General features: G+C 37.1%; 16 protein-coding genes and 4 pseudogenes. 9 read left to right on the plus strand and 11 right to left on the minus strand.

Features of this window, described 5'->3' with window-relative positions; genetic code table 11:
• From WFN33_RS16375 to WFN33_RS16385, 3 genes and pseudogenes are all read left to right on the plus strand, one after another.
• Positions 1-511, plus strand: a 511-nt coding sequence (locus tag WFN33_RS16375; protein ID WP_336954071.1) for a 4Fe-4S dicluster domain-containing protein, incomplete at its 5' end; no start/stop codon positions are given.
• 442 nt (positions 512-953) lie between these two features.
• Positions 954-1169: pseudogene (locus tag WFN33_RS16380) on the plus strand (tetratricopeptide repeat protein); the annotation flags it as partial.
• 66 nt (positions 1170-1235) lie between these two features.
• Positions 1236-1364, plus strand: a pseudogene (locus tag WFN33_RS16385) (tetratricopeptide repeat protein); the annotation flags it as partial.
• Positions 1365-1446: 82 nt separating this feature from the next.
• Here the strand turns inward: WFN33_RS16385 and WFN33_RS16390 are convergent.
• Positions 1447-1776 carry a hypothetical protein gene (locus tag WFN33_RS16390; protein WP_336954072.1) on the minus strand — a complete coding sequence of 110 codons (330 nt, stop codon included), beginning with the start codon at positions 1774-1776 and terminating at the stop codon, positions 1447-1449.
• Positions 1777-2460: 684 nt separating this feature from the next.
• Here WFN33_RS16390 and WFN33_RS16395 point away from each other — a divergent pair.
• Together WFN33_RS16395 and WFN33_RS16400 are read left to right on the plus strand one after the other, a co-directional pair.
• Positions 2461-4143, plus strand: coding sequence for an arylsulfatase (locus tag WFN33_RS16395; protein ID WP_336954073.1), 1683 nt, complete (start codon positions 2461-2463; stop codon positions 4141-4143).
• Positions 4140-5144, plus strand: coding sequence for an SUMF1/EgtB/PvdO family nonheme iron enzyme (locus tag WFN33_RS16400; protein WP_336954074.1), 1005 nt, complete (start codon positions 4140-4142; stop codon positions 5142-5144). Before WFN33_RS16395 ends, WFN33_RS16400 begins: the two co-directional genes overlap by 4 nt.
• 127 nt (positions 5145-5271) lie before the next feature.
• Here WFN33_RS16400 and tatC read toward each other — a convergent pair whose 3' ends face one another.
• From tatC to WFN33_RS16435, 7 genes and pseudogenes are all read right to left on the minus strand, one after another.
• Positions 5272-6045 (minus strand): twin-arginine translocase subunit TatC, encoded by a 774-nt coding sequence (gene tatC, locus WFN33_RS16405; RefSeq protein ID WP_336954075.1) that lies wholly within the window; start codon positions 6043-6045, stop codon positions 5272-5274.
• A gap of 265 nt (positions 6046-6310) precedes the next feature.
• Positions 6311-6560 (minus strand): annotated as a pseudogene (tatB, locus tag WFN33_RS20470) (Sec-independent protein translocase protein TatB); the annotation flags it as partial.
• A 17-nt stretch (positions 6561-6577) separates the two neighbouring features.
• Positions 6578-6802, minus strand: a complete 225-nt coding sequence (tatA, locus tag WFN33_RS16415) for a Sec-independent protein translocase subunit TatA (RefSeq protein WP_056512930.1) — start codon at positions 6800-6802, stop codon at positions 6578-6580.
• Positions 6803-6950: 148 nt separating this feature from the next.
• Positions 6951-8714: an alkaline phosphatase D family protein gene (locus WFN33_RS16420; RefSeq protein ID WP_336954077.1), complete on the minus strand. Its 1764-nt coding sequence runs from the start codon at positions 8712-8714 to the stop codon at positions 6951-6953.
• Between the two features lie 746 nt (positions 8715-9460).
• Positions 9461-10575, minus strand: a pseudogene (locus WFN33_RS16425) (NAD(P)-dependent alcohol dehydrogenase).
• 33 nt (positions 10576-10608) lie between these two features.
• A complete protein-coding gene (locus WFN33_RS16430; RefSeq protein WP_336954078.1) occupies positions 10609-12063 on the minus strand; it encodes a benzaldehyde dehydrogenase in 1455 nt (484 codons plus the stop codon).
• A gap of 95 nt (positions 12064-12158) precedes the next feature.
• On the minus strand, positions 12159-13040 hold the full coding sequence (locus WFN33_RS16435; protein WP_336954167.1) for a transporter: 882 nt from the start codon (positions 13038-13040) through the stop codon (positions 12159-12161).
• A 640-nt stretch (positions 13041-13680) separates the two neighbouring features.
• Here WFN33_RS16435 and WFN33_RS16440 point away from each other — a divergent pair.
• Genes WFN33_RS16440 through WFN33_RS16455 form a run of 4 tightly spaced genes read left to right on the plus strand, consistent with a single transcriptional unit; the run spans position 13681 to position 15594 of the window.
• The gene (locus WFN33_RS16440) at positions 13681-13995 is read left to right on the plus strand and encodes a hypothetical protein (protein ID WP_336954079.1); all 315 of its coding nucleotides are present in this window, start codon (positions 13681-13683) and stop codon (positions 13993-13995) included.
• On the plus strand, positions 13988-14506 hold the full coding sequence (locus WFN33_RS16445) for a PAAR domain-containing protein (RefSeq protein ID WP_004721541.1): 519 nt from the start codon (positions 13988-13990) through the stop codon (positions 14504-14506). The genes WFN33_RS16440 and WFN33_RS16445 overlap by 8 nt, the downstream gene beginning before the upstream one ends.
• Positions 14500-15249, plus strand: coding sequence for a hypothetical protein (locus WFN33_RS16450; protein WP_336954080.1), 750 nt, complete (start codon positions 14500-14502; stop codon positions 15247-15249). The genes WFN33_RS16445 and WFN33_RS16450 overlap by 7 nt, the downstream gene beginning before the upstream one ends.
• The gene (locus tag WFN33_RS16455; protein WP_336954081.1) at positions 15250-15594 is read left to right on the plus strand and encodes a hypothetical protein; all 345 of its coding nucleotides are present in this window, start codon (positions 15250-15252) and stop codon (positions 15592-15594) included.
• A gap of 858 nt (positions 15595-16452) precedes the next feature.
• Here the strand turns inward: WFN33_RS16455 and WFN33_RS16460 are convergent.
• From WFN33_RS16460 to WFN33_RS16470, 3 genes are all read right to left on the minus strand, one after another.
• Positions 16453-18249, minus strand: coding sequence for a sigma-54-dependent Fis family transcriptional regulator (locus WFN33_RS16460; RefSeq protein ID WP_336954082.1), 1797 nt, complete (start codon positions 18247-18249; stop codon positions 16453-16455).
• 255 nt (positions 18250-18504) lie between these two features.
• Positions 18505-19200 (minus strand): LrgB family protein, encoded by a 696-nt coding sequence (locus WFN33_RS16465; RefSeq protein ID WP_336954083.1) that lies wholly within the window; start codon positions 19198-19200, stop codon positions 18505-18507.
• On the minus strand, positions 19197-19589 hold the full coding sequence (locus WFN33_RS16470) for a CidA/LrgA family protein (protein WP_209826421.1): 393 nt from the start codon (positions 19587-19589) through the stop codon (positions 19197-19199). The genes WFN33_RS16465 and WFN33_RS16470 overlap by 4 nt, the downstream gene beginning before the upstream one ends.
• Positions 19590-19640: the final 51 nt, after the last annotated feature.

Raw genomic sequence — 19640 nt, forward strand, 5'->3', positions numbered from 1 at the left:
AGAAGAGTTACATCGTTCACGTAACTTTGGTCCAGCAATGCATAAATTCGGTTTATGGATGGGTGGTGCATTTAACTTTATCGATCAAAATATCTTTAAAGTGCCATTTACCTTACATGACCTTGCACCTGACTTTAGTGCATTAAAAACTGTAGATGCTGCGACATTTAAACCTACTTATCCAAAGCCAGACGGTAAATTGACCTTTGACCGTTTATCTTCTGTATTTGTATCGAATACTGTACATGAAGAAAATCAGCCAGCTCACTTAAAGCTGACCGATGCTTCGATTCCAGTCAATGTCAACTTACCAAAATGGGATGAGCCTGCTCAACGCTACTGCCCTGCTGGTGTTTATGAAATTATGGAAAATGATGATGGTTCTAAGCGCTTCCAGATTAATGCTGCGAACTGTGTTCACTGTAAGACCTGTGATATCAAAGATCCATCTCAAAACATCACTTGGGTAACACCGGAAGGTGGTGGTGGGCCTAACTATCCAAATATGTAAGCTGGATACTTAGGACGATACTTTAATGCTGCTCACCACTAAACATGCGAGTGTTTAGATAATTTTGTGTAGTATTAACAGCGTCTTTTACCCCAATTTGTCGAGTGATATAAGCTCTTCATTTTCATTATTTAGGTAAGTTTAGTTCCCTAGGGAGCTAAACTTGAAAGAAAAATAGAATAAGTCTTGGCTCAAATTAAGTTGACTACAACTTAATTTTTCACTTTAATTTTACTGATTAAAAGACACAAATGATTGAAAAATGATAAAACTAAAAATTAAAAAACGGTTATACCCTCTGATTATAGTTATATTTTTCCCCACTACACTTGTATTTGCAGAAAGTTTTGAAAAGCTACTCGAAAAAGCCAACAATGGAGATGTAAAAGCACAATACCAAGTGGGTTAGCTTTATAGTAATGGCAATTAGGGTGTATCCTTCGATGAAGAAAAAGGTGTTTTTTGGTTTAAAAAGGCCGCAGAAGCGGGTGATTCAGAATCTCAACTCAGTTTGGCAATGAGTTATTTATGGGGATCAGGTATCCGCCAAAATACCCGTAAAGGTATTGAGTGGCTAACCAAATCTGCAAATCAGAACAATGCGATGGCGCAATACAATTTATCAGAAGAATATTCAGATGGGAAGAATATCAAATAGGATCAAAATCTTGCACATTATTAGTATCTTAAAGCGGCTAAAAATGGCGATGTATCAGCACAATTTAAATTGGGAACTCTATACTTAGATGGAAATTTAAGCCTGCCTCAAGATATCAATAAAGCGAAAGCATGGTTAAAAAAAGCCGCAGACCAAGGCTATGAATTGGCTCAACAGCAATTGGCTGTATTATAATAGAGCCAACTAAATATACGTTTCTTTAAGCAAATGATATAAATTATTTTTCTTAATATTATCTGTTTCAACTAATCTTTTTTTAAATAAGTGATTTTATAATATTAAACACCTCATGACTTTTAACACTTAAACAAATACATTGGTCAAAGGTTGCTTTTGAATTCTGTATAAACTCATCTTCCATAACATCTAAATGTAAATGGCTTTCTTTTTGAACTTTTTTGTATAAGTCAAACAAATCATGCTTGTAACTCGATTTACAATTTAGAATGAAATCATTAAGTTCTTGATCAAGCTCTAAACGCATATTTTCAATGAAATGCTGACGTGAAGCTTTATTATTTTCAGCATAAAATAAGCGTGTTTTTTCATAAGTTCCTTTATGAAATATCATTTCATAAATTTTCATCGTAGATAATTACCTATAGATTCATCTTATGATTCTTAAAAAGTAGAATTCATACATATGTACTATTTCTTAAAATTTATATGTGCTCATATTGAGATGAGCACTTTTCAGTCTTTTATAAACGTATTTATCTGTTGCTTTTAGCTAATCTTAAAAACCCCTATTTCCCTTGGGGAAGGGAAATAGGATCAAGGCATCAAGAATCTTAAAAAAGATCCCCCTCTAATTCTGTAGAATTTATCACATTAATATTCATTTAATCAATACACCATCAACAAAAAAACAGACAGTTCTGTATTCTTTTGATCAATTATTAAGCACCCACAATTCAAGCTATTTTCCCTCAAAATTGAGTCGACATGTGTAATAAACATCTAACACCAATACGAATAAGCAAGCGCAGTTAAGACATGTTTACAAGCCGTTGTCCTCCCATCCATAATATAAGTATTTTTAACGCCATGGTATAACGTGATAATTATCATCCTTTTAAATTTTTAAATTATTTTTTATTTTAATTATCCACTGACTAAATATCTTCTTTCAAATAATTTCCACATTCATTTGGGTGAATGTTTGAGGCTTTGCTTTTTTTAAGATTAACAATCAAATTTTAATTATTTTTAGCTTAAAAATTAACACTCTAAACTTAACCTAATTTTTTAGAAAACTCAGTCGACACGTATGTCTCATAAAAACCTTTTCACAACACTTTCTATTGCATTATTCAGTCTTTCAATTTCTGCATGTAATAATAATGATTCAGATCACTCAAATACGGTAGTTGAAACCAAAAAACAACCAAATATTTTATTTATTATGGCAGATGATTTAGGTTATTCAGACTTGGGAGCATTTGGTGGTGAAATTCGAACCCCAAATATTGATGCACTCACCAAAGAAGGTCGGATTTTAACGGACTACCATACTGCCCCGACCTGCTCACCAACGCGTTCACAATTAATTTCGGGGACAGACCATCACTTAGCGGGCATTGGGGCTATGGCTGAGCTCACCCCTGCTCACTTAAAAGGCCAGCCGGGTTATGAGGGCTACTTAAATGAGCGCTCACTCTCAATTGCAGAAGTGCTCAAAGATAATGGCTACCGAACCTATATCAGCGGAAAATGGCACCTCGGTTTAACCGCTGAAACCAACGCACATGTAAAAGGCTTCGATCATTCATTTACGCTATTACAAGGTCTAGATTTACACTTTAAAAAAGCGCCTAGTGCCTACAAACGGAATGCCACCTATACGGAGGATGGTCAAGTTGTTCCAATTTCAGCATTACCTGATGATTTCTTCTCAACCAATTATTTCACCGATAAATTAATTAGCTATTTAGAGTCAGGAAAAAATTCAGGCAAACCATTCTTTGCCTATGCTGCTTACACAGCTCCCCATTGGCCCTTACAAGCCCCAACTGAATATCGTGACCGTTATCGTGGCGTTTACGATGCTGGTTATGATGTGATCCGCAATGGTCGTATTGCCCGTCAAAAACAACTTGGTCTGATTCCAGCCAACTTTACTGCAGCCGAACCGATTGCAACACAAAATGCACCCCAAAAATATGGCAAATGGAATGAGCTATCCACTGAGCAAAAAGCCTTAGAAGCACGTAGAATGGAAATCTATGCAGGTATGGTCGAAAACCTTGATGCTAATATTGGACGGGTGATTGAGTATTTAAAACGCAATAATTTATACGAAAATACTTTAATTTTCTTTGTTTCAGATAATGGGGCTGAAGGCTTTATTCGCGGTAGTTATGGAGCTGAATCAGGTTTTGATAATCGGGTGAATAATGTCGGTACATCCAGTTCTTATCATTATGTCGGTCCGCGTTGGGCTGAAGTCAGTGCTGCGCCTTTCCACTTATGGAAAGATACTGCAGGTGAAGGTGCAACCACAGCACCAGCCATTGTTAAACTTCCTCATCAAAACAAAGCGCAAGCAACCTATCATGGTTTTGCTTCAGTGCTCGATGTTTTTCCAACTGTTTTAGATTATGCCAATATTGCCGTCCCACAAGGTCAATATAAAGGCCGTCAGATTAATACTCCAAGTGGTTACTCTTGGAGATCAGTGCTTGAAAATAAAGCGCAGACGATTCGCCCTGTAAACTTTAGTTTTGCTGATGAATTGCATGGCAGTAAATATGCGCGTCAAGGCGATTGGAAAATTGCTTTGCAAGGTAAAGCAGAGCTTGGAACGGGAACTTGGGAATTATATAACTTAAAAAATGACCGTGGTGAAACCCAAAACATTGCAGAAAATAACCCAGCAAAACTACAAGAACTGCTTGATGTGTATAACAAATATACCCAAAAAAATGGAGTCAAGGAATACAACATTCAATGAAGTTTAACCCCCTTTTAATTTCACTGTGCAGCCTGTTCCTTGTAACAGGCTGCAATAAGGTTACGCCCGACTCGCATCATTCTCCCAAACAAACCAGCAAAGTTTCTGCACAGCTTGGTTCATTGCAGCAATGCGAACACTATTCAGGTTTACCTAATGCATGGCAAAAAAAGCCAACAGCGGGGATGGTTTGGATTGCCAAAGGCTCATTTCAGCTCGGCTCCGATAAAGCCTATCCCGATGAACTTAATTTTGGGCAAAAACAACGCCAAGTTGAGGGTTTCTGGATCGATCAAACCGAAGTGACTGTAGCGCAGTTTAGTAGTTTTGTAAAAGCAACCGGCTATGTAACCGACGCAGAGCAACAGAAACAGGCAGCTGTATTTTCACCAGATGCCAATAAGCCTAATCAGTGGTGGCAACTCAAGTCTGATTACACTTGGAAAACGCCCAATGGCGCTTCGGGTCAAGCTCCACGCCCTGCTGAACCTGTTCGCTATGTGACCAAAAATGATGCTGAACATTACGCAGTTTGGTTAGGAAGAGATTTACCTACCGAACAAGAATGGGAATATGCTGCAAAGGCGGGCTCAAAAACCGATACGCCACTGCATCAAGCGCCTCAGGATGCCCATCAACATCCACAAGCCAATTATTGGCAAGGTGAATTTCCACTGCATAATTCTGTTGAAGACCATTTTGCAGGTGTGGCACCTGTCGGCTGCTATCCTGCCAATGCGTTCCAATTGTTCGATATGATTGGGAATGTCTGGGAGTGGACCTCTTCTGTATATCAAGGCGCGCATGATCAACATATGGGAAATTATACGGATCTGCGTCAGCAAAGCATCGCAGCAACCCAATATGTGATTAAAGGTGGTTCTTTCTTATGCGCTTCGAGTTATTGCTCTCGTTATCGAAATAGTAGTCGATATCCGCAAGAGTTTGATTTGGCTGCAACGCATGTGGGGTTTAGAACAGTATTACGAACTCACCCATGAGACAAGGATGGGTTAAAATCTAGAGATCTGTCGAATTTATACACTTAAATATGAATTCGCCTGCTTTAAAAAAGAAGGGTTGAATAGAACAAAGCAACACTTAACCACTTTCGCTACAAATCAGCACTTATACACGTTTACGTTTTTCAATCATCTTGCCAAATACCAATCCCAATTCAAACAACATCCACATTGGAATTGCCAACATGATCATCGAAATAGCATCTGGTGGTGTGACAAACATCGCAATAAAAAAACAGCCCACAATAATAAAGCGTCTTTTTTCCACCAATGTTTGAGTGCTGACCAAACCGATTAAAATCAGTACCAGTGTAATAATTGGAATTTCAAAAGTGACCCCAAACACCAAAAAGAGTTTTAAACAAAAACTTAAGTAACTGTTAATGTCCGTCATTGGCGCAACGGTATCAGGTGAAACACTGATAAAAAAATGCAGAATCGAAGGCAAGGCAATAAAATAGGCAAAGGCAATCCCTGAATAAAACAAGCAAATACTGCTCAATAACAATGGGAATGCCAGACTCTTTTCTTTTTCATACAACGCAGGTTTAATGAATGCCCAAATCTGATAAATAATAAAAGGCATCGCCAGCATCAGCGCAATAAAGAAATTCAGTTTAAAAGGTGCCATAAATGTTGCAGTTACATCTGTAGCAATCATAGTCGAACTGGCAGGTAATTGGGCACGTAGTGGTTCAGATAACATTGAATAAGTTCTGTTTGCAAATGGCAACAAACAGAAAAAAAGCACAATCAATACCCCGATAATTTTAAACAGATGCTGACGCAACACCATCAAATGTCGGGTGATCGGCATTGCTTCAAGCTGAGTCGCTTCTTCAGAAGCTTGCTCTTGTAGCTGCGGTATCATTGAGGTCATACGGCCACCTTCAATTGCGATATTGATTTGGAATGAACAGGAACAATGCTGAGTTTGTCATCATTAGATTTAGCTTGTTTTAGCCAAATACTTGGCAAATAGACAGTAGGAATAGCACGTGAGACAGGTTGATAAATCTGCTTCACTCTCAGCTGGGCTATTTGCTGTTCTTTTAATTGCGGTTGCACTAATTGCTGTTTCTCTAATCGTGCTGGCGCTTGCTCTTGCTGTATAGTATCTTCAGGCATAGCCGATAATTGCTGTAGCTCATGCATCTGCGCCTGCATTTTTTGCTCTAACTCTTGAATACGCTGCATCTCATTCTGCATCTGTTCGCGCAATTCAGATAAGCGTAATTCACGGTCAATATCGTTCTGAACATTGCTGATGAGACGTTTCAATTTACTGTACCATTTCGCAACAAAACGCGCAGCTTCAGGGAGTTTATCAGGTCCTAACACCAACAGCGCAATAATCCCAAAAACCAATAATTCAGAAAATCCGACATCAAGCATGTGTTAGTTCTCCAGTTTTAGTGCTTTACCGTAGAGTTCACATCAGCATTGCTATTTTGATGTTCCTGTGTTCTTGGTTCATTCAGTGCAGCAGTGGTTGTTTCATCATCTTGAATTGATTTTTTAAAATCCTTCACCGCACCACCGACATCTTTACCTAAATTTTTTAATTTAGATGTGCCAAAAAGTAAGATCACCACAATTGCAAAAATAAGTACGTGCCAAATCGATAATCCAGCCATGGTTTTTTACTCCTGATATTCTTGTGTTATTTCAATCATTATGTGTACAAAGACAGTTTAGCCATGTACTACTAAAGAAATGATGCGATAGCAATAGCATCAAAATCTTCTTCAGTAGTCAGGCGATATAAAATTAAATAGTCTTTTGTTAAGCAGTTTTCTTAATCGAGCGGGCATTGACCAATTGATTATTCAACACCACTTGATGCCCACGTTTTGTATCCACAGTATATTGCGGCTCTTTAATGGTATCGACATAGATCCAGTCCGCTTGAACCTGCGTTGCAGTAAAGCTGACATTCAGATAACCACGTTGATTTAGGTTGGTATAATCCAATTCATCAATCAGTGTGGTAAACGCCATTTCAAACTGCTGTAACTGTTCCACTGGAATATTGAGATACTTTTCAATTCCCGGCGATGACACTGAACTTGTCGCCAGCTCAACACCGACAAAATCACCCGCCTGACTATACAACTCTGATGACCATGCATTATGGGTATCACCTGCCAGCACTACGACCTTCTTGTTCAATGCTTTTAAGGTACCATACAGAATTTCACGTTCAGCATAATAACCATCCCAAGCATCTAAATTATAAGGTGCGACAGTGGTTAAACGTGCCTTTTCAATTGCTGTCAATGTTGGATCGCCCTGTAGCACACGCATTTTCAGTTGCACTAACTCCATGATCATCGTATTGATTTGATTTAAAACCTCTTGAGTTGCGTTTCCACTCAGAACTGCACTCAACGGTACCAGTAATTCAGCAGGGATTAATATCTTACCCATCAACACTTGCTGACCCAATACATTCCACGTTGCCTTGGATTGAGCCAACTTTTGCTGTAACCATTCACGTTGGGTATACCCCATCAAGGTTCGATTCTGATTGGTTAAGTCAGTCTGAAAACGTTGAAAATCCATACCAGAAGCGGTGATATAATCGGTATATTCCAGTTGCTTATCTCTGGCAAGGATACGGGTATCTAACATGGTCAATTGCACCAGTGAACCAAAGTCAAACTGGCGATAAATATTGAGATGATCATTTGCGGAAATAGGACGAATCGGCATCCATTCAAAGTATGCTTGTAATGCAGCAAGTTTACGATCGAAGAAAGCCCCTTCATTGGCTTGGTGATTTTCAGCGCCTTCTCGCCATGTATCATTTGCCAGCTCGTGATCATCCCAAATCACAATAAATGGATGACGGTGATGCAATGTTTGTAAATCTTTGTCTTTACGATATAACGCATAGCGTTTGCGATAATCATCTAACTTGATAATTTCTTGATTATTGTCCGCAGCCAAAGTACGTCCCAACTTCACTGCATCTTCTGTTGCATAACCACCTTGACCATATTCATAAATATAGTCACCCAAATGAATTACCACATCAACATCTTGCTTGGCCATTTCACGATAAACATAGAAATACCCTGCTGGATAGTTCGCGCAAGAACATACCGCAAAACTGACTTTGCTGGGGTTGATTGGTAGCGTTTTGGTTTGTCCAACTGGTGAAACTTTATTGCCAAAGCTAAAACGATAGAAATAGCGTTGATCTGGTTTTAAGTTTGTGGCATCAACTTTCACCGTGAAGTCTTGTGCTTTTGCTGTGGTGACTTTGTCTGTTTTAATGATTTGCTTGAATTGATCATCTAAAGCAATTTCCCAAGTCACTTGCAAACGTGCGCTGCTATCATTGGGCGTCAAGCGTGTCCATAAAATCACGCGATCTTGTAAAGGGTCTCCACTGGCAACCCCATGTTCAAAATTGACTTGTAGTGTTGTTGATTCTCGATCTGAACTGTCATTACATCCCGTAAAACCCGCAGATAAAGACAGTGCACCAAAACCGAATAGGCTTTTTTGAATAAGTTCTCGTCGTGTAATTTTGGCTGTCATACTTTACTCCTTAAACTATGGCTAGATTACAAAAAATTATTTATCTAAATATTGGATAAAACTTAAAATTATTTATTATCAATGATCCCATTAGTTAGATTAATTCACTGAATGAATACAGATTAATTGAGGATTGTATTTCTAGTTTTTTCTAAAAAAATATTTATCTTTGTATTCCTCTCCTTTTCAATCTCATCTATCAATTTCTATAGATTCTTTAGTTTTTAGATCAGTTAATTCTATTCATTTCAATAGATTGTAAAAAATTTTCCATTTTTTAACTAACAAATATTCCTAACTTTTCCTAAAATATAGAATCTAAAAATTTGAGTATTGACATTTCCCCGATAATTCATTGACATATTACGACAGTTCTATAAATTTATGTTTTCAAATTATTTGATTTTCCTCAACGAAGATATTTCAGAGGTGTAATTTATTTTTATTTTAAAAATTAATGCTAATAAATTTTTTAAACTAATTAATCTCGCTTTAAATATGTAATATAAAACAATTTGATGCACTAGATAAAAAGAGCTATAGATTAATGTGCAATAAAACTCTCTTTAAATTTACAGGTATGGTTCATACAGACCGTTTCAATCATGTGATCTCTAAATCTTTTTTAACTGCTGTTTTGAATACGTTTATTCGATAATCAAATTTAATAGTAAAGCTTAATTAGTCATTATTGCTTTCAAAATTCAGCAAAATGGCATGCTCATCAATGAGCATGCCATGCAACATTATGCAATTTTAATAATCGGTTTGAGTGTAATACCCTTATGACTATCTATCGCAGCTTGATTGATTTCATCAAATGCATAGAATTTTACAAGTTGGTCAAATGGAAATTTCCCTTGTTGATATAGACGGACTAACTCAGGGATAAATTTCTTGGGCGAACCACTCCCCTCAACGACACCTAAAATAGTTTTCCCACCCAATAACAGATCATTTACATCAAATTGTGCAGTCGTGCCTAATTGAGGTGCACCTACTACGGCGATTTTACCTAAAATCCCCAGCGCATCAACACCTTGTTTTAATATCTCAGGTCGCCCAGTAGATTCCAATGCAAAGTTGGCTCCACCATCGGTAATCTCTTTAATCACCGCCACAGGATCTTGAGTTTTACTATTGATCACATGGGTTGCACCCAATTTTTTTGCCAGCTCCAAACGAGATTCAACAATATCAACAGCGATAATGATCGAAGCGCCACACACTTTTGCCGCAAGTAAAGCACTCAGACCAACAGCGCCAGCACCCCAAGTCACAAAACTACTGGCGGGTGTCACTTTTAAAGCATTTATACATGCACCCGCACCTGTTTGAATGCCACAACCTAATGGTCCTAATAGTTCGATTGGTACATCTTTGGTCACTTTAACCGTGTTATTTTCACGGCTTAAAGCATAGGTTGCAAAGGAGGATTGGGCAAAAAAATGATCATTAACCACGCCATGATCATGGGTACAAAGTGCATGATTCCCTTCTGAATCTGCCCCACTAAAATTTCGTCCAAAAACTCTGAACAATAGGCAGGATTTCCAGTATTACATTGGCTACATTTTCCACAATACCCGTAACTTAAAACCACATGATCGCCCACTTGAAGCTCGGTTACATTAGGACCGATCGCCTCGATAATTCCTGACCCTTCATGTCCAAGAACAGCAGGCAGCGGAACCGGGTAATATTGATCACGTACAATCAAATCGGTGTGACACATTCCTGTAGCAACTACTTTTACCAATACTTCATCATCTTGAGGCTGACGTATTTTTAAAGTTTGCAGCTCAAAGTCAGCACCTTTACATGGGGTCACTGCGGCAATAATATCTTTTAATTCACTCATGGTTTAACGTCCTGTAATAATTTATTTAATTGTTTAAAAAGGATAATGTGGCGCTTGAGCCTGTACAGTAATCCATTGCCACTGGGTAAATTCATCGGCATTGGCAGGGCCGCCAATACGCGTACCATTACCTGATGAACCAAAACCACCAAATGGATTGACCGTTTCATCATTTACGGTTTGATCGTTGATATGTAGCAAGCCCACTTTAAGCTTCGCTCCGAGTTGCATACCACGTCCTACATTGGAGGTAATAATGCCTGCTGAAAGCCCATAATCGCCATCATTGGCTAATTCAATGACCTGTTCATCTGAGCTAAACGGGATCAACACCGCAACAGGACCAAAAATCTCCTCACTAAAAATCGGATTATTTGCAGTCACATCGGTCAGTACAGTCGGTTGAAAAAATACCCCATCGGCATGTCCACCGATTTCCAATGTTGCGCCTTCATTAACCGCAGCACTGACCAATTGTTCTACACGTTGTGCTTGTTTGGCATTGATCAATGGCCCAATGGTGACATTCTTGTCACAAGGATTCCCCACCACAAAATTCTGCACTTTTTCAATTACACGCTGTTTGACCTGTTGATAAATTTTTTGGTGAATCAAAATCTTACCTGAGGTCATACAAATTTGCCCCGAATGTAAAAATGCACCCCATGCAATATTTTCTGCAGCCAACTCAATATCCGCATCATCCAAAATAATCAATGAGTTCTTGCCACCCAGTTCTAGGGAAACTTTCTTTAAGGTCTTTGCCGCATTCGCCCCTACAATCCGTCCAACTTGAGTTGATCCTGTAAATTGAATACTGGCAATATTTTTATCCAAAGTCAGTGCTTCACCAACTTCTGCCCCACCTGGCAATACATGTAGTAGTCCCTTGGGCAATCCTGCAAGTTCAAAAATCCGTGCAATCACATAGCCACTGCACACTGCTGTACGCTCATCAGGTTTTAACACCACCGCATTACCAAAGGCCAAAGCAGGAGCCACAGCACGTAAAGCTAAGTACAGTGGAAAGTTAAATGGAGAAATGACCCCAACAACACCTAAGGGCAAGCGTTTCGCTATACTTAATTTGCCATTTTGCGTAGGTAATAATGTGCCCTGTTCAGTTGCAGGTGACGCGATACAATGCTTAAGCACTTGAATCGCTATGCTTACTTCAAAGCCCGCTTTCAGTTGTAACGAGCCACTTTCCTTAACCAGCCACTCAATCACTTCCGCTTGATTTTCTGTCAGTAAAACAGTAGCTCGCTCAAACACTGCCTGACGCTCTTGATAGTTTAAAGCCCACCATTGTTGTTGGGCGGCTTTGGCTTGTTGTGCAGCACTCACCACATCAGCGGCAGTCGCATAACCGATTTCACCAAGCACTTGACCTGTTGCAACCTCAATCACACTGTAGCTATCTTGGGCAGACTGCCATGAACCGTTAAATAATTTTTTATCCCAAAGCTGTTTTGTGAATATAGACATGATGACCTCTTCAAAATTTATTTAGACAATTGCTTTACTGTTCTAACTGCATCCTTGTAAAAATGACGCAATCAATGTTTTACACCTGCTTTAAATTAAAAAATGTAAAAAACACGAAAATTCAGACCGTAATCCTTCCTAAATCCGCTTTCCGTTCGTGTGTCTGAAAGCAACTGCGCACTTAATTGAGTTTTTGCATTCAGCATTTGCTGAAACTCCAATCGCACTTGTTGCTTTTCCATGTTCTGATCCAGTTTGATTCCATCCAATTGTTGTTCACCCCCATAATTTGCGGCATAACCGAGGGCGATTCTCTGTTTAGAATTCAAGTCATAACGTAAGTTAAATTGAGTTTGATAGCTGGTCGCTTGTGAAAGTGTTTGATCGCCCTTTCCCGCTTCATCGTTGTCTCCATACCAAATCACATCTTGATAAAGTTCAAAAGCAAGCTTGCCATATAGTGGCTGTACCCATGCCAGTTGAAGATCATACTTAAATCGATTTTCGCCTAAATTCACCGCATCATTTCGATCATATTGCCCAACTGGCAGATAAATAAATGGGGTAAATGCCAGATAACGACCCGATGAACCTTGTTCAGGTTGATTAATTAGCCAAAATGCAGAAGCAATTACTGGATCTGCAAAACCTGAGGCATTGTTTAAATCAGTATCGCCAATTTGCGTATGCCGTACTGTTCCAAACGGTAAAATTATTTGAGGCGTTGCACGTAAACCAGCGATGTCGGTGTAATGAATTAAGCGCGCGATACCGATATCCGATTTAGATTCAGCTCTGGTTTTTTCACCATTTTGGTAATAACCCTCCATTTGACTATGTTGATAATAGAACACACCTGCATTGGTGCCTTTTGGCAACGCGGTATAATCCCCCACGTTTACGTCAATCGCATGGCTATACTGTACAAACATGCCACTCAACATAAGAAGCAGGCTATTTTTATTGCTAAAACACATCATCTGTTCCCTTTAGTTTCAAGCATCCTTTTCACTACTCATTGCACTTGTTTAAATTTTGAATCAAAAATCAATCGATTTATCCATGACGAATCGACCATCTACTACACTTAATAAATCGATTGATAGATTTGTTTTAATCAAATATGAGCCATAGAATATTTGCAGTTAGCGTGCCAATATTTTTATAATTAATAATCATATACTTAAAATAATGTTACCTTTCCAATGTCCAATAAATGGACAGCATTGAGAATACACTGTCCAATCAATGGACAATCACTGGAAGCCTAAAACAAGGATGAGGGTTAGCGATGTTGACGAGTAGATGAAATATTCTCTAAACAATTAAATATGGCGTTTGTTGAACTGGCCGTGAACGATAAAGCGAAATTATGTTAATAAGACAAAAATTAAAATATAAGTTATTAAAAACATAATATATGACTAATCCTTAAATTTACTATTTTAATAAATCGTAAGATCAGAACATGAAAGCTATAACGAAGACTGCCATGAATTTGAGTAAATATATCCAAATTATTAAATATAATTAAAAATTCAATTAAGTTTATATTAATATAAGGTTTTATGTTTTAATCTCTATGTTCTTCATTCAATAACAATAATTGGACTCAGTATGACGAAACCTAAATTTTTACATGAATTACCAATTGAACAGTTAAAACAGATGTCTCAACAAGACATAAAGCAAACAATAAAAGCAGAACAGCATTATTTTCGGCATAGGCCTAAAAAGATCTATTACCTTGCGGTAAATGGAGCTAAAAGCAAAAATGGTGGATTAGTTAAAGCGAGTGCATTGGTAGGAAGCTACTTAGAGAATGGTGATGAGATTATCGATGGCCCTAACAACTCTGTAGTTATAAATATCTTTATCGGTGATAAGGCTCCTGAAGGCTTTTTGTGCCAAGAAGGTGTTAATCATGGCTAAAGGTTTTGCAATCCATAACTCTATGACAAATCATGGAGGAATCATTCAAGCAACTCAACAGCGAACATCTCAAATGGGAAATCTATTTCTACGTGCAGGGGATGGTCACTTTTGTCCTAAGTGTAAATGTTGGTCGACAATACAACCGAGTCATAACCATATTATTATGGACGGAAAACCAGTCGCTTACGTTGACGATCTATTAAGTTGTGGAGCTAAAATTTTACCTAAACAAGATCATGTTGTTGGAACAAGTCAAGGGGAAAACTATAGTAAGAATACAAACTCATCAAGCTTTTTAGCTCAAGGCTTAACTCTATATTCAGGTCAATATCAGTTAGTAAATAATTCAAATAATCAACCCTATAGCAATGTAAAATACATTGTTACCTATGCTGATGGTCGTACTATTGAAGGTGTCACTGATGAAAATGGCATGACAGAAAAACTAGAATTTACAGAAAAAGCAGAAGATATTGAAATTAAACTTTTTGAGGCTGATTCATGGTAGATCAACATCAGACTACAACAACTAAAATTGCAAAAGTAGAAATTGTAAAATTAAAATCACCTACCCGCCTTATTATTTATGGTGGATCAAGGAAATCAAGTGATAATTCAGCATTTTTACATGCATCTAAAAACGTAATTAAAGATTATAAAAATGATTTACCTGTCAAAAGCTTTTTTATAAATAATGGTTCTAGGTCGGTGATTAGTGCATTAGAAACTCAAGAAAATAATACTGTTCAATCTCTTGATCTGTTTTGTCATGGCGATTCTGATGGACTTTACTATATTCTAGGCGCATCTTTAGATAAGACGATAACTCGCGAAGGGGTATTCAAGGGGAAGTTAGCGGCCAATATTTATAAAACTGTAATGATGGCTATTTGGCGAGGCTATGACTTTGGTGGTAATCGAATTAAAAATCAAGCTGCTATTTCGAGCCTAAAACTTAACGTATTTACAGAGCAGTCTAAAATTGAAATTCATGGCTGTAATACAGGTCGTGGCGACGATTGCTTTGCTTCTGAGCTATCATCCCAGCTATATAAGGCTGGGAAAAAACAAGGTGTTGTTATAGCACATGCTACATCGGCTAATCCAAATATTGATGGCACAACTACAGCCTCAAAGCAAGATTATCGACATGGTTCTCGAATTATCTATTACAGAGGTAAAGCAGTTAAAACTGTAACAAATTCGGGGCGTATCACTGCAAATACTATAAAGGAAGCATTAGGTGGATAAATGTTAGGTTTAGAACTATCAGAAGTTCAATATTGGATTAATGTTTATGGCATTATTTTTTCTATATTAGTTATATCTCTGTCAATTAATTTTACCTTTTTTATTAAAGATAAAATCAATAGATTTCTCTCAATCTTGATCTGTACTGCAATTATCACTCGTATCATAAATAGAGTCTTTGCTATTTCCTATATAGGTTTGATGGAACAAGAGCCATTATTGACTTTTATTTTTAAAGGAACAGATAAAAATATTTTTTCTGGAATGATTCCATTTGGTATCTCTTTAATTGCCTTAATCATCTTAATTGGACGATTAATCTATAACAGAAGAAAGAATATTTAACCTAACAAAAAACAATAGGGAGGCTAAATGGAAAGTTACGATTATTATATTACTGTTTATTCTGTAATTCTCACATTATTCATCGCTTCATTAAGTCTTAACTCTATTTTCTTTATAAAAGATAAAATTAATAAAGTACTCTCTTTTTTTGTCTTTACAGGTGTATATTCTTTAATTTTAAGTTACTTTTTTGAAAAATCTTCAATTGGTTATACACAACAAGAACTTTTACCAACGTTTATTTATAAAGGATATAATTCTCATATATTCCAAGGGAATACATATTTATTAATAACTTTAGTCCTTTTCATTCTATTAATTATAAGACTATTAATTAATAGAAAAACCCACATGGACAAGTAAAGGATTGATCATCTTGAATTTTTCAGGCTCTCTTTCAACTGAATTTATAAAAAAAGCTTTAGTATGGTGAAGTCGTGGAAAATTATGAATACTGGATTAACGTTTATTCTGCTGTTTTTTCAATATTAATTATATCTTTAAGCTTAAATTCTATTTTTTTATAAAAGATAAAATTAATAAAGTTCTCTCTTTTTTTGTCTTTACAGGTCTATATTCTTTAATTTTAAGTTACTTTTTTGAAAAATCTTCAATTGGTTATACACAACAAGAGCTTTTACCAACGTTTATTTATATAAGGATATAATTCTCATATATTCCAAGGGAATACATATTTATTAATAACTTTAGTCCTTTTCATTCTATTAATTATAAGACTATTAATTAATAGAAAAAACTTACATCGACAAGTAAAGGATAGAGCGTCTTGAATTTTTCAGGCTGTATTTCAGCTGAATCTATAAAAAATGCATTAGAGGGCTGAATAAAAAATTACAATTAATTACCAATATATTTATATATCGTTGTTCTTGAAATGTTTAGGCGTTTCGCTGTCCTTGCGATATTGCCATTTTCTTCTTGTAACACCTGCACAATCATTTGCTTGGTCAAGCTATTTAAGTTTTTATTTTCATCTAATATCAGTTGCTTACTTTGCTCCTGAATCGCCAAATCAGCTTCAGGTAAATATAAATGATTTAAAATTTCACTGTCTTTAAATGCTGCGGATAGCTTCACCACATGAATTAATTCACGAATATTTCCTTCCCATGTGTGCCTATTGAATTGTTGTTCTACATGGCTCGACCATTGTGCTATACCAAATTGATCCAGAACGTGATGTAAAATGAACTGTTTATCTTGACGTAAGCGTAAGGGTTGTAAATGTACCTGAAAACCGCAAATACGATAATATAAATCACGGCGGAATAACTGCTGTTGTATTTTACTTTTTAAATCCTGATGTGTTGCACATAACAGTTTAAATGCTGACTTGATCGGTTTACGTCCTCCAACCCGATAGAACTGCTGATCTTGTAACACTCTTAAAATTTTCACTTGTAAATGTAAAGGCAAATCACCAATCTCATCGAGAAAGAGTATGCCTTGATCTGCCAGTTCAATTAAACCTTGTTCACCTTGCCGTTTAGCACCTGTAAAAGCGCCGCCTTCATAACCAAATAATTCTGCTTCAAGCAAATGATCTGGTATTGCACCGCAATTAATCGAAATAAAAGGTAAATCTACATCGAGCTTCTGATGTAACTGCTGAGCAAAATGATCCTTACCTGTGCCGGTTTCTCCGGTAATCAATACAGGAATATCGGCTTTTAATGCTTTCAGCGCCTGATCAAGCAAATGCTGTGTCGTGATTTTGCTTGTTTTATTCTGCAACTGCCCATTCACACTACGTAGCTGGGCATAAAAAAATGCATGGTCAAAACTCTGAATTAAAAAACAATCACTCGAATTTAATGGATTCAAATGCTCAGTGAGTAAAAAATGATCCATTGGTTGCTGCAACAATTGCTCAATAGAACAATTCAGCAGTTTCAACGCCATTTGGTTGGCTTTGAGGATTTTTCCTGATTGATCCAGTACGATCATGCCCGTATAGGCATTGTCCAACAAATCTTTAGAATGTTGAAAATAAAGGACCCGTTGATCAGGTTGTAGTGCTGCCTGAATAATCTTATTTTCCAAAATATAACTTTGGTAAAGTAAGTGACGCAACCAATTGCTCGCCAAAAGCCCTTGTGGTGAAGTGATATCTAAAGCACCGAGTACATCACCACAGCCATTGAATATCGGAACCGATGCACAAGAATAATTTGAAAACTCATCTAGATAATGTTGATGCCCTGTCATGATCATAGGCTGTTTAGACATCACACTACATGTCGGTGCAATCGCACCAAACACAGAGGGCTCAATAATACGACCCGTGCATAAATAATGATATTGGTCATCTAAATCAGGATTGTGACGTTCAGCAATAATTTTAAGCTGATGATTAATTAAGAAAACGATAACATCCTGTTGCCCAAATAAGCGCCAGACATCATTTAATACACCTTCAGCCAATGCAGCTAATTTTATATCACCCTGTGAAAGGTCAGCGACAGGAAACTCGTCTAAGTCAGTGATTTTGGAGAAAGGACTTAAGCCTGAATTTTTCGCACTTTCCCAAAGCTGTAAGATGGGTGAATCTCGTTGCACAATCTCTGGCAGTTCTCCAGTATTGTAAAAGTTATATTTAATATTTTGCCAAGAAAATTCAGATAACCCATCCATAAGCCTATTCCAAATCCAGCAGTTGCTTTCGATCATCCCTTTGATGATCCTAATATAAAATCACCCTCTCTAGAATATGACAAGGGCTAAATACAATTAAATATGTAGCGCAAAATCTGCACCATCACAAAATCCCACACTGAGGTTTAAAATAAATATTGATGTAAATCACTTACGTTACACATTGCATACTGTCTTTAAATGCAGTCTAGACTTCATTCTTAAATGTTATTTTTCAATCTAAATAAAATGAAATCAAACAATATGTTTAATCAATGAAATCATAAATGGCGCAAATAACACCATGATAACCCCGGAAATAATCATGGATAGACTGGCAATCACCCCTTCCAACTCATGACGTTGTCTTGCTCGCGCAATCCCCATCGCATGAGCAGCATTTCCTAAAGCAGCGCCTTGTGCAATACGATTTTTATAACGCATCCATAACAGTAAAAAATCACCAAATAACATCCCCACTAAGCCTGTTATGACCGTAAACAAGGGAATTAAACTGATTGAGCCGCCAATCTTTTCAGTCAACTCCAAAGCAAATGGAATAGAAATCGAACGTGCCAAAAGACTATTTTTCAAAATTTCGTCAAAATTGAATATACTTGCCAATAGCCAGCTACTTAAGATCCCCACCAGCATAGACACACTAGAACTGAAGATTAAAACGAAAAAATACTGTTTGACGATCGCTCTATAACGAAATACAGGAATCGCAAATGCCACTGTAATTGGTCCTAACATGGCAACCAAATATTGGGTGTATAGGTAATAGTCTTGAAAGCGATGCTGAAATATAAAGATCAAAATAATACTGAGACTCGGTACCACAATAATCGGAGAAAAATATATTTTCTGGGTAAAAACAAATAAGTGCTTTGCCACGAAGTAACACAGTACCGTCCACAGCAAGTAAAAAATCCCCCATAACTCCGTCATTCCACATCATCCTGTTGCAAGAATATTTTCACCATCAACACAGAGCTTGCCATCACCAAAGCGGTACTGAGTAAAATCACCAGAAATATTTTCCAACCACTGATCAAAAGCAATTGCTGATACTGAATCACACCGACCACTGGCGGAATAAAAAACAGTAACAGCTCACCTAACAGAATATCTGCACCTAGACTCACCTTTTCCAAATTGAGCCATTGCATTTGCAATAAAATTAGCAATATAAAAAAACCTAAAACACCTGACGCAATGGGTAAATTCAACAGTTTTTGCAACATATATGCAAAACCCCAAATCGCTATAATCAAGCTGATTTGGTAGCTCGCGCGCTTGATGGTGGTTAACTCAGATATTGTATAAAACACTGTTATTTACATCCGTATATTCATCATGACTCAAGGTAAATTTAACGGTACATACCT

The sequence above is a fragment of the Acinetobacter sp. AS167 genome, from assembly GCF_037152175.1.
In the GTDB taxonomy this organism is placed as follows: domain Bacteria; phylum Pseudomonadota; class Gammaproteobacteria; order Pseudomonadales; family Moraxellaceae; genus Acinetobacter.

Coding starts and splice junctions, on each gene's coding strand:
- WFN33_RS16390 (WP_336954072.1), bottom strand. CDS start 1,776: ATGAAAATTTATGAAATGATATTTCATAAAGGAACTTATGAAAAAACA.
- WFN33_RS16395 (WP_336954073.1), top strand. CDS start 2,461: ATGTCTCATAAAAACCTTTTCACAACACTTTCTATTGCATTATTCAGT.
- WFN33_RS16400 (WP_336954074.1), top strand. CDS start 4,140: ATGAAGTTTAACCCCCTTTTAATTTCACTGTGCAGCCTGTTCCTTGTA.
- tatC (WP_336954075.1), bottom strand. CDS start 6,045: ATGACCTCAATGATACCGCAGCTACAAGAGCAAGCTTCTGAAGAAGCG.
- tatA (WP_056512930.1), bottom strand. CDS start 6,802: ATGGCTGGATTATCGATTTGGCACGTACTTATTTTTGCAATTGTGGTG.
- WFN33_RS16420 (WP_336954077.1), bottom strand. CDS start 8,714: ATGACAGCCAAAATTACACGACGAGAACTTATTCAAAAAAGCCTATTC.
- WFN33_RS16430 (WP_336954078.1), bottom strand. CDS start 12,063: ATGTCTATATTCACAAAACAGCTTTGGGATAAAAAATTATTTAACGGT.
- WFN33_RS16435 (WP_336954167.1), bottom strand. CDS start 13,040: ATGTGTTTTAGCAATAAAAATAGCCTGCTTCTTATGTTGAGTGGCATG.
- WFN33_RS16440 (WP_336954079.1), top strand. CDS start 13,681: ATGACGAAACCTAAATTTTTACATGAATTACCAATTGAACAGTTAAAA.
- WFN33_RS16445 (WP_004721541.1), top strand. CDS start 13,988: ATGGCTAAAGGTTTTGCAATCCATAACTCTATGACAAATCATGGAGGA.
- WFN33_RS16450 (WP_336954080.1), top strand. CDS start 14,500: ATGGTAGATCAACATCAGACTACAACAACTAAAATTGCAAAAGTAGAA.
- WFN33_RS16455 (WP_336954081.1), top strand. CDS start 15,250: ATGTTAGGTTTAGAACTATCAGAAGTTCAATATTGGATTAATGTTTAT.
- WFN33_RS16460 (WP_336954082.1), bottom strand. CDS start 18,249: ATGGATGGGTTATCTGAATTTTCTTGGCAAAATATTAAATATAACTTT.
- WFN33_RS16465 (WP_336954083.1), bottom strand. CDS start 19,200: ATGACGGAGTTATGGGGGATTTTTTACTTGCTGTGGACGGTACTGTGT.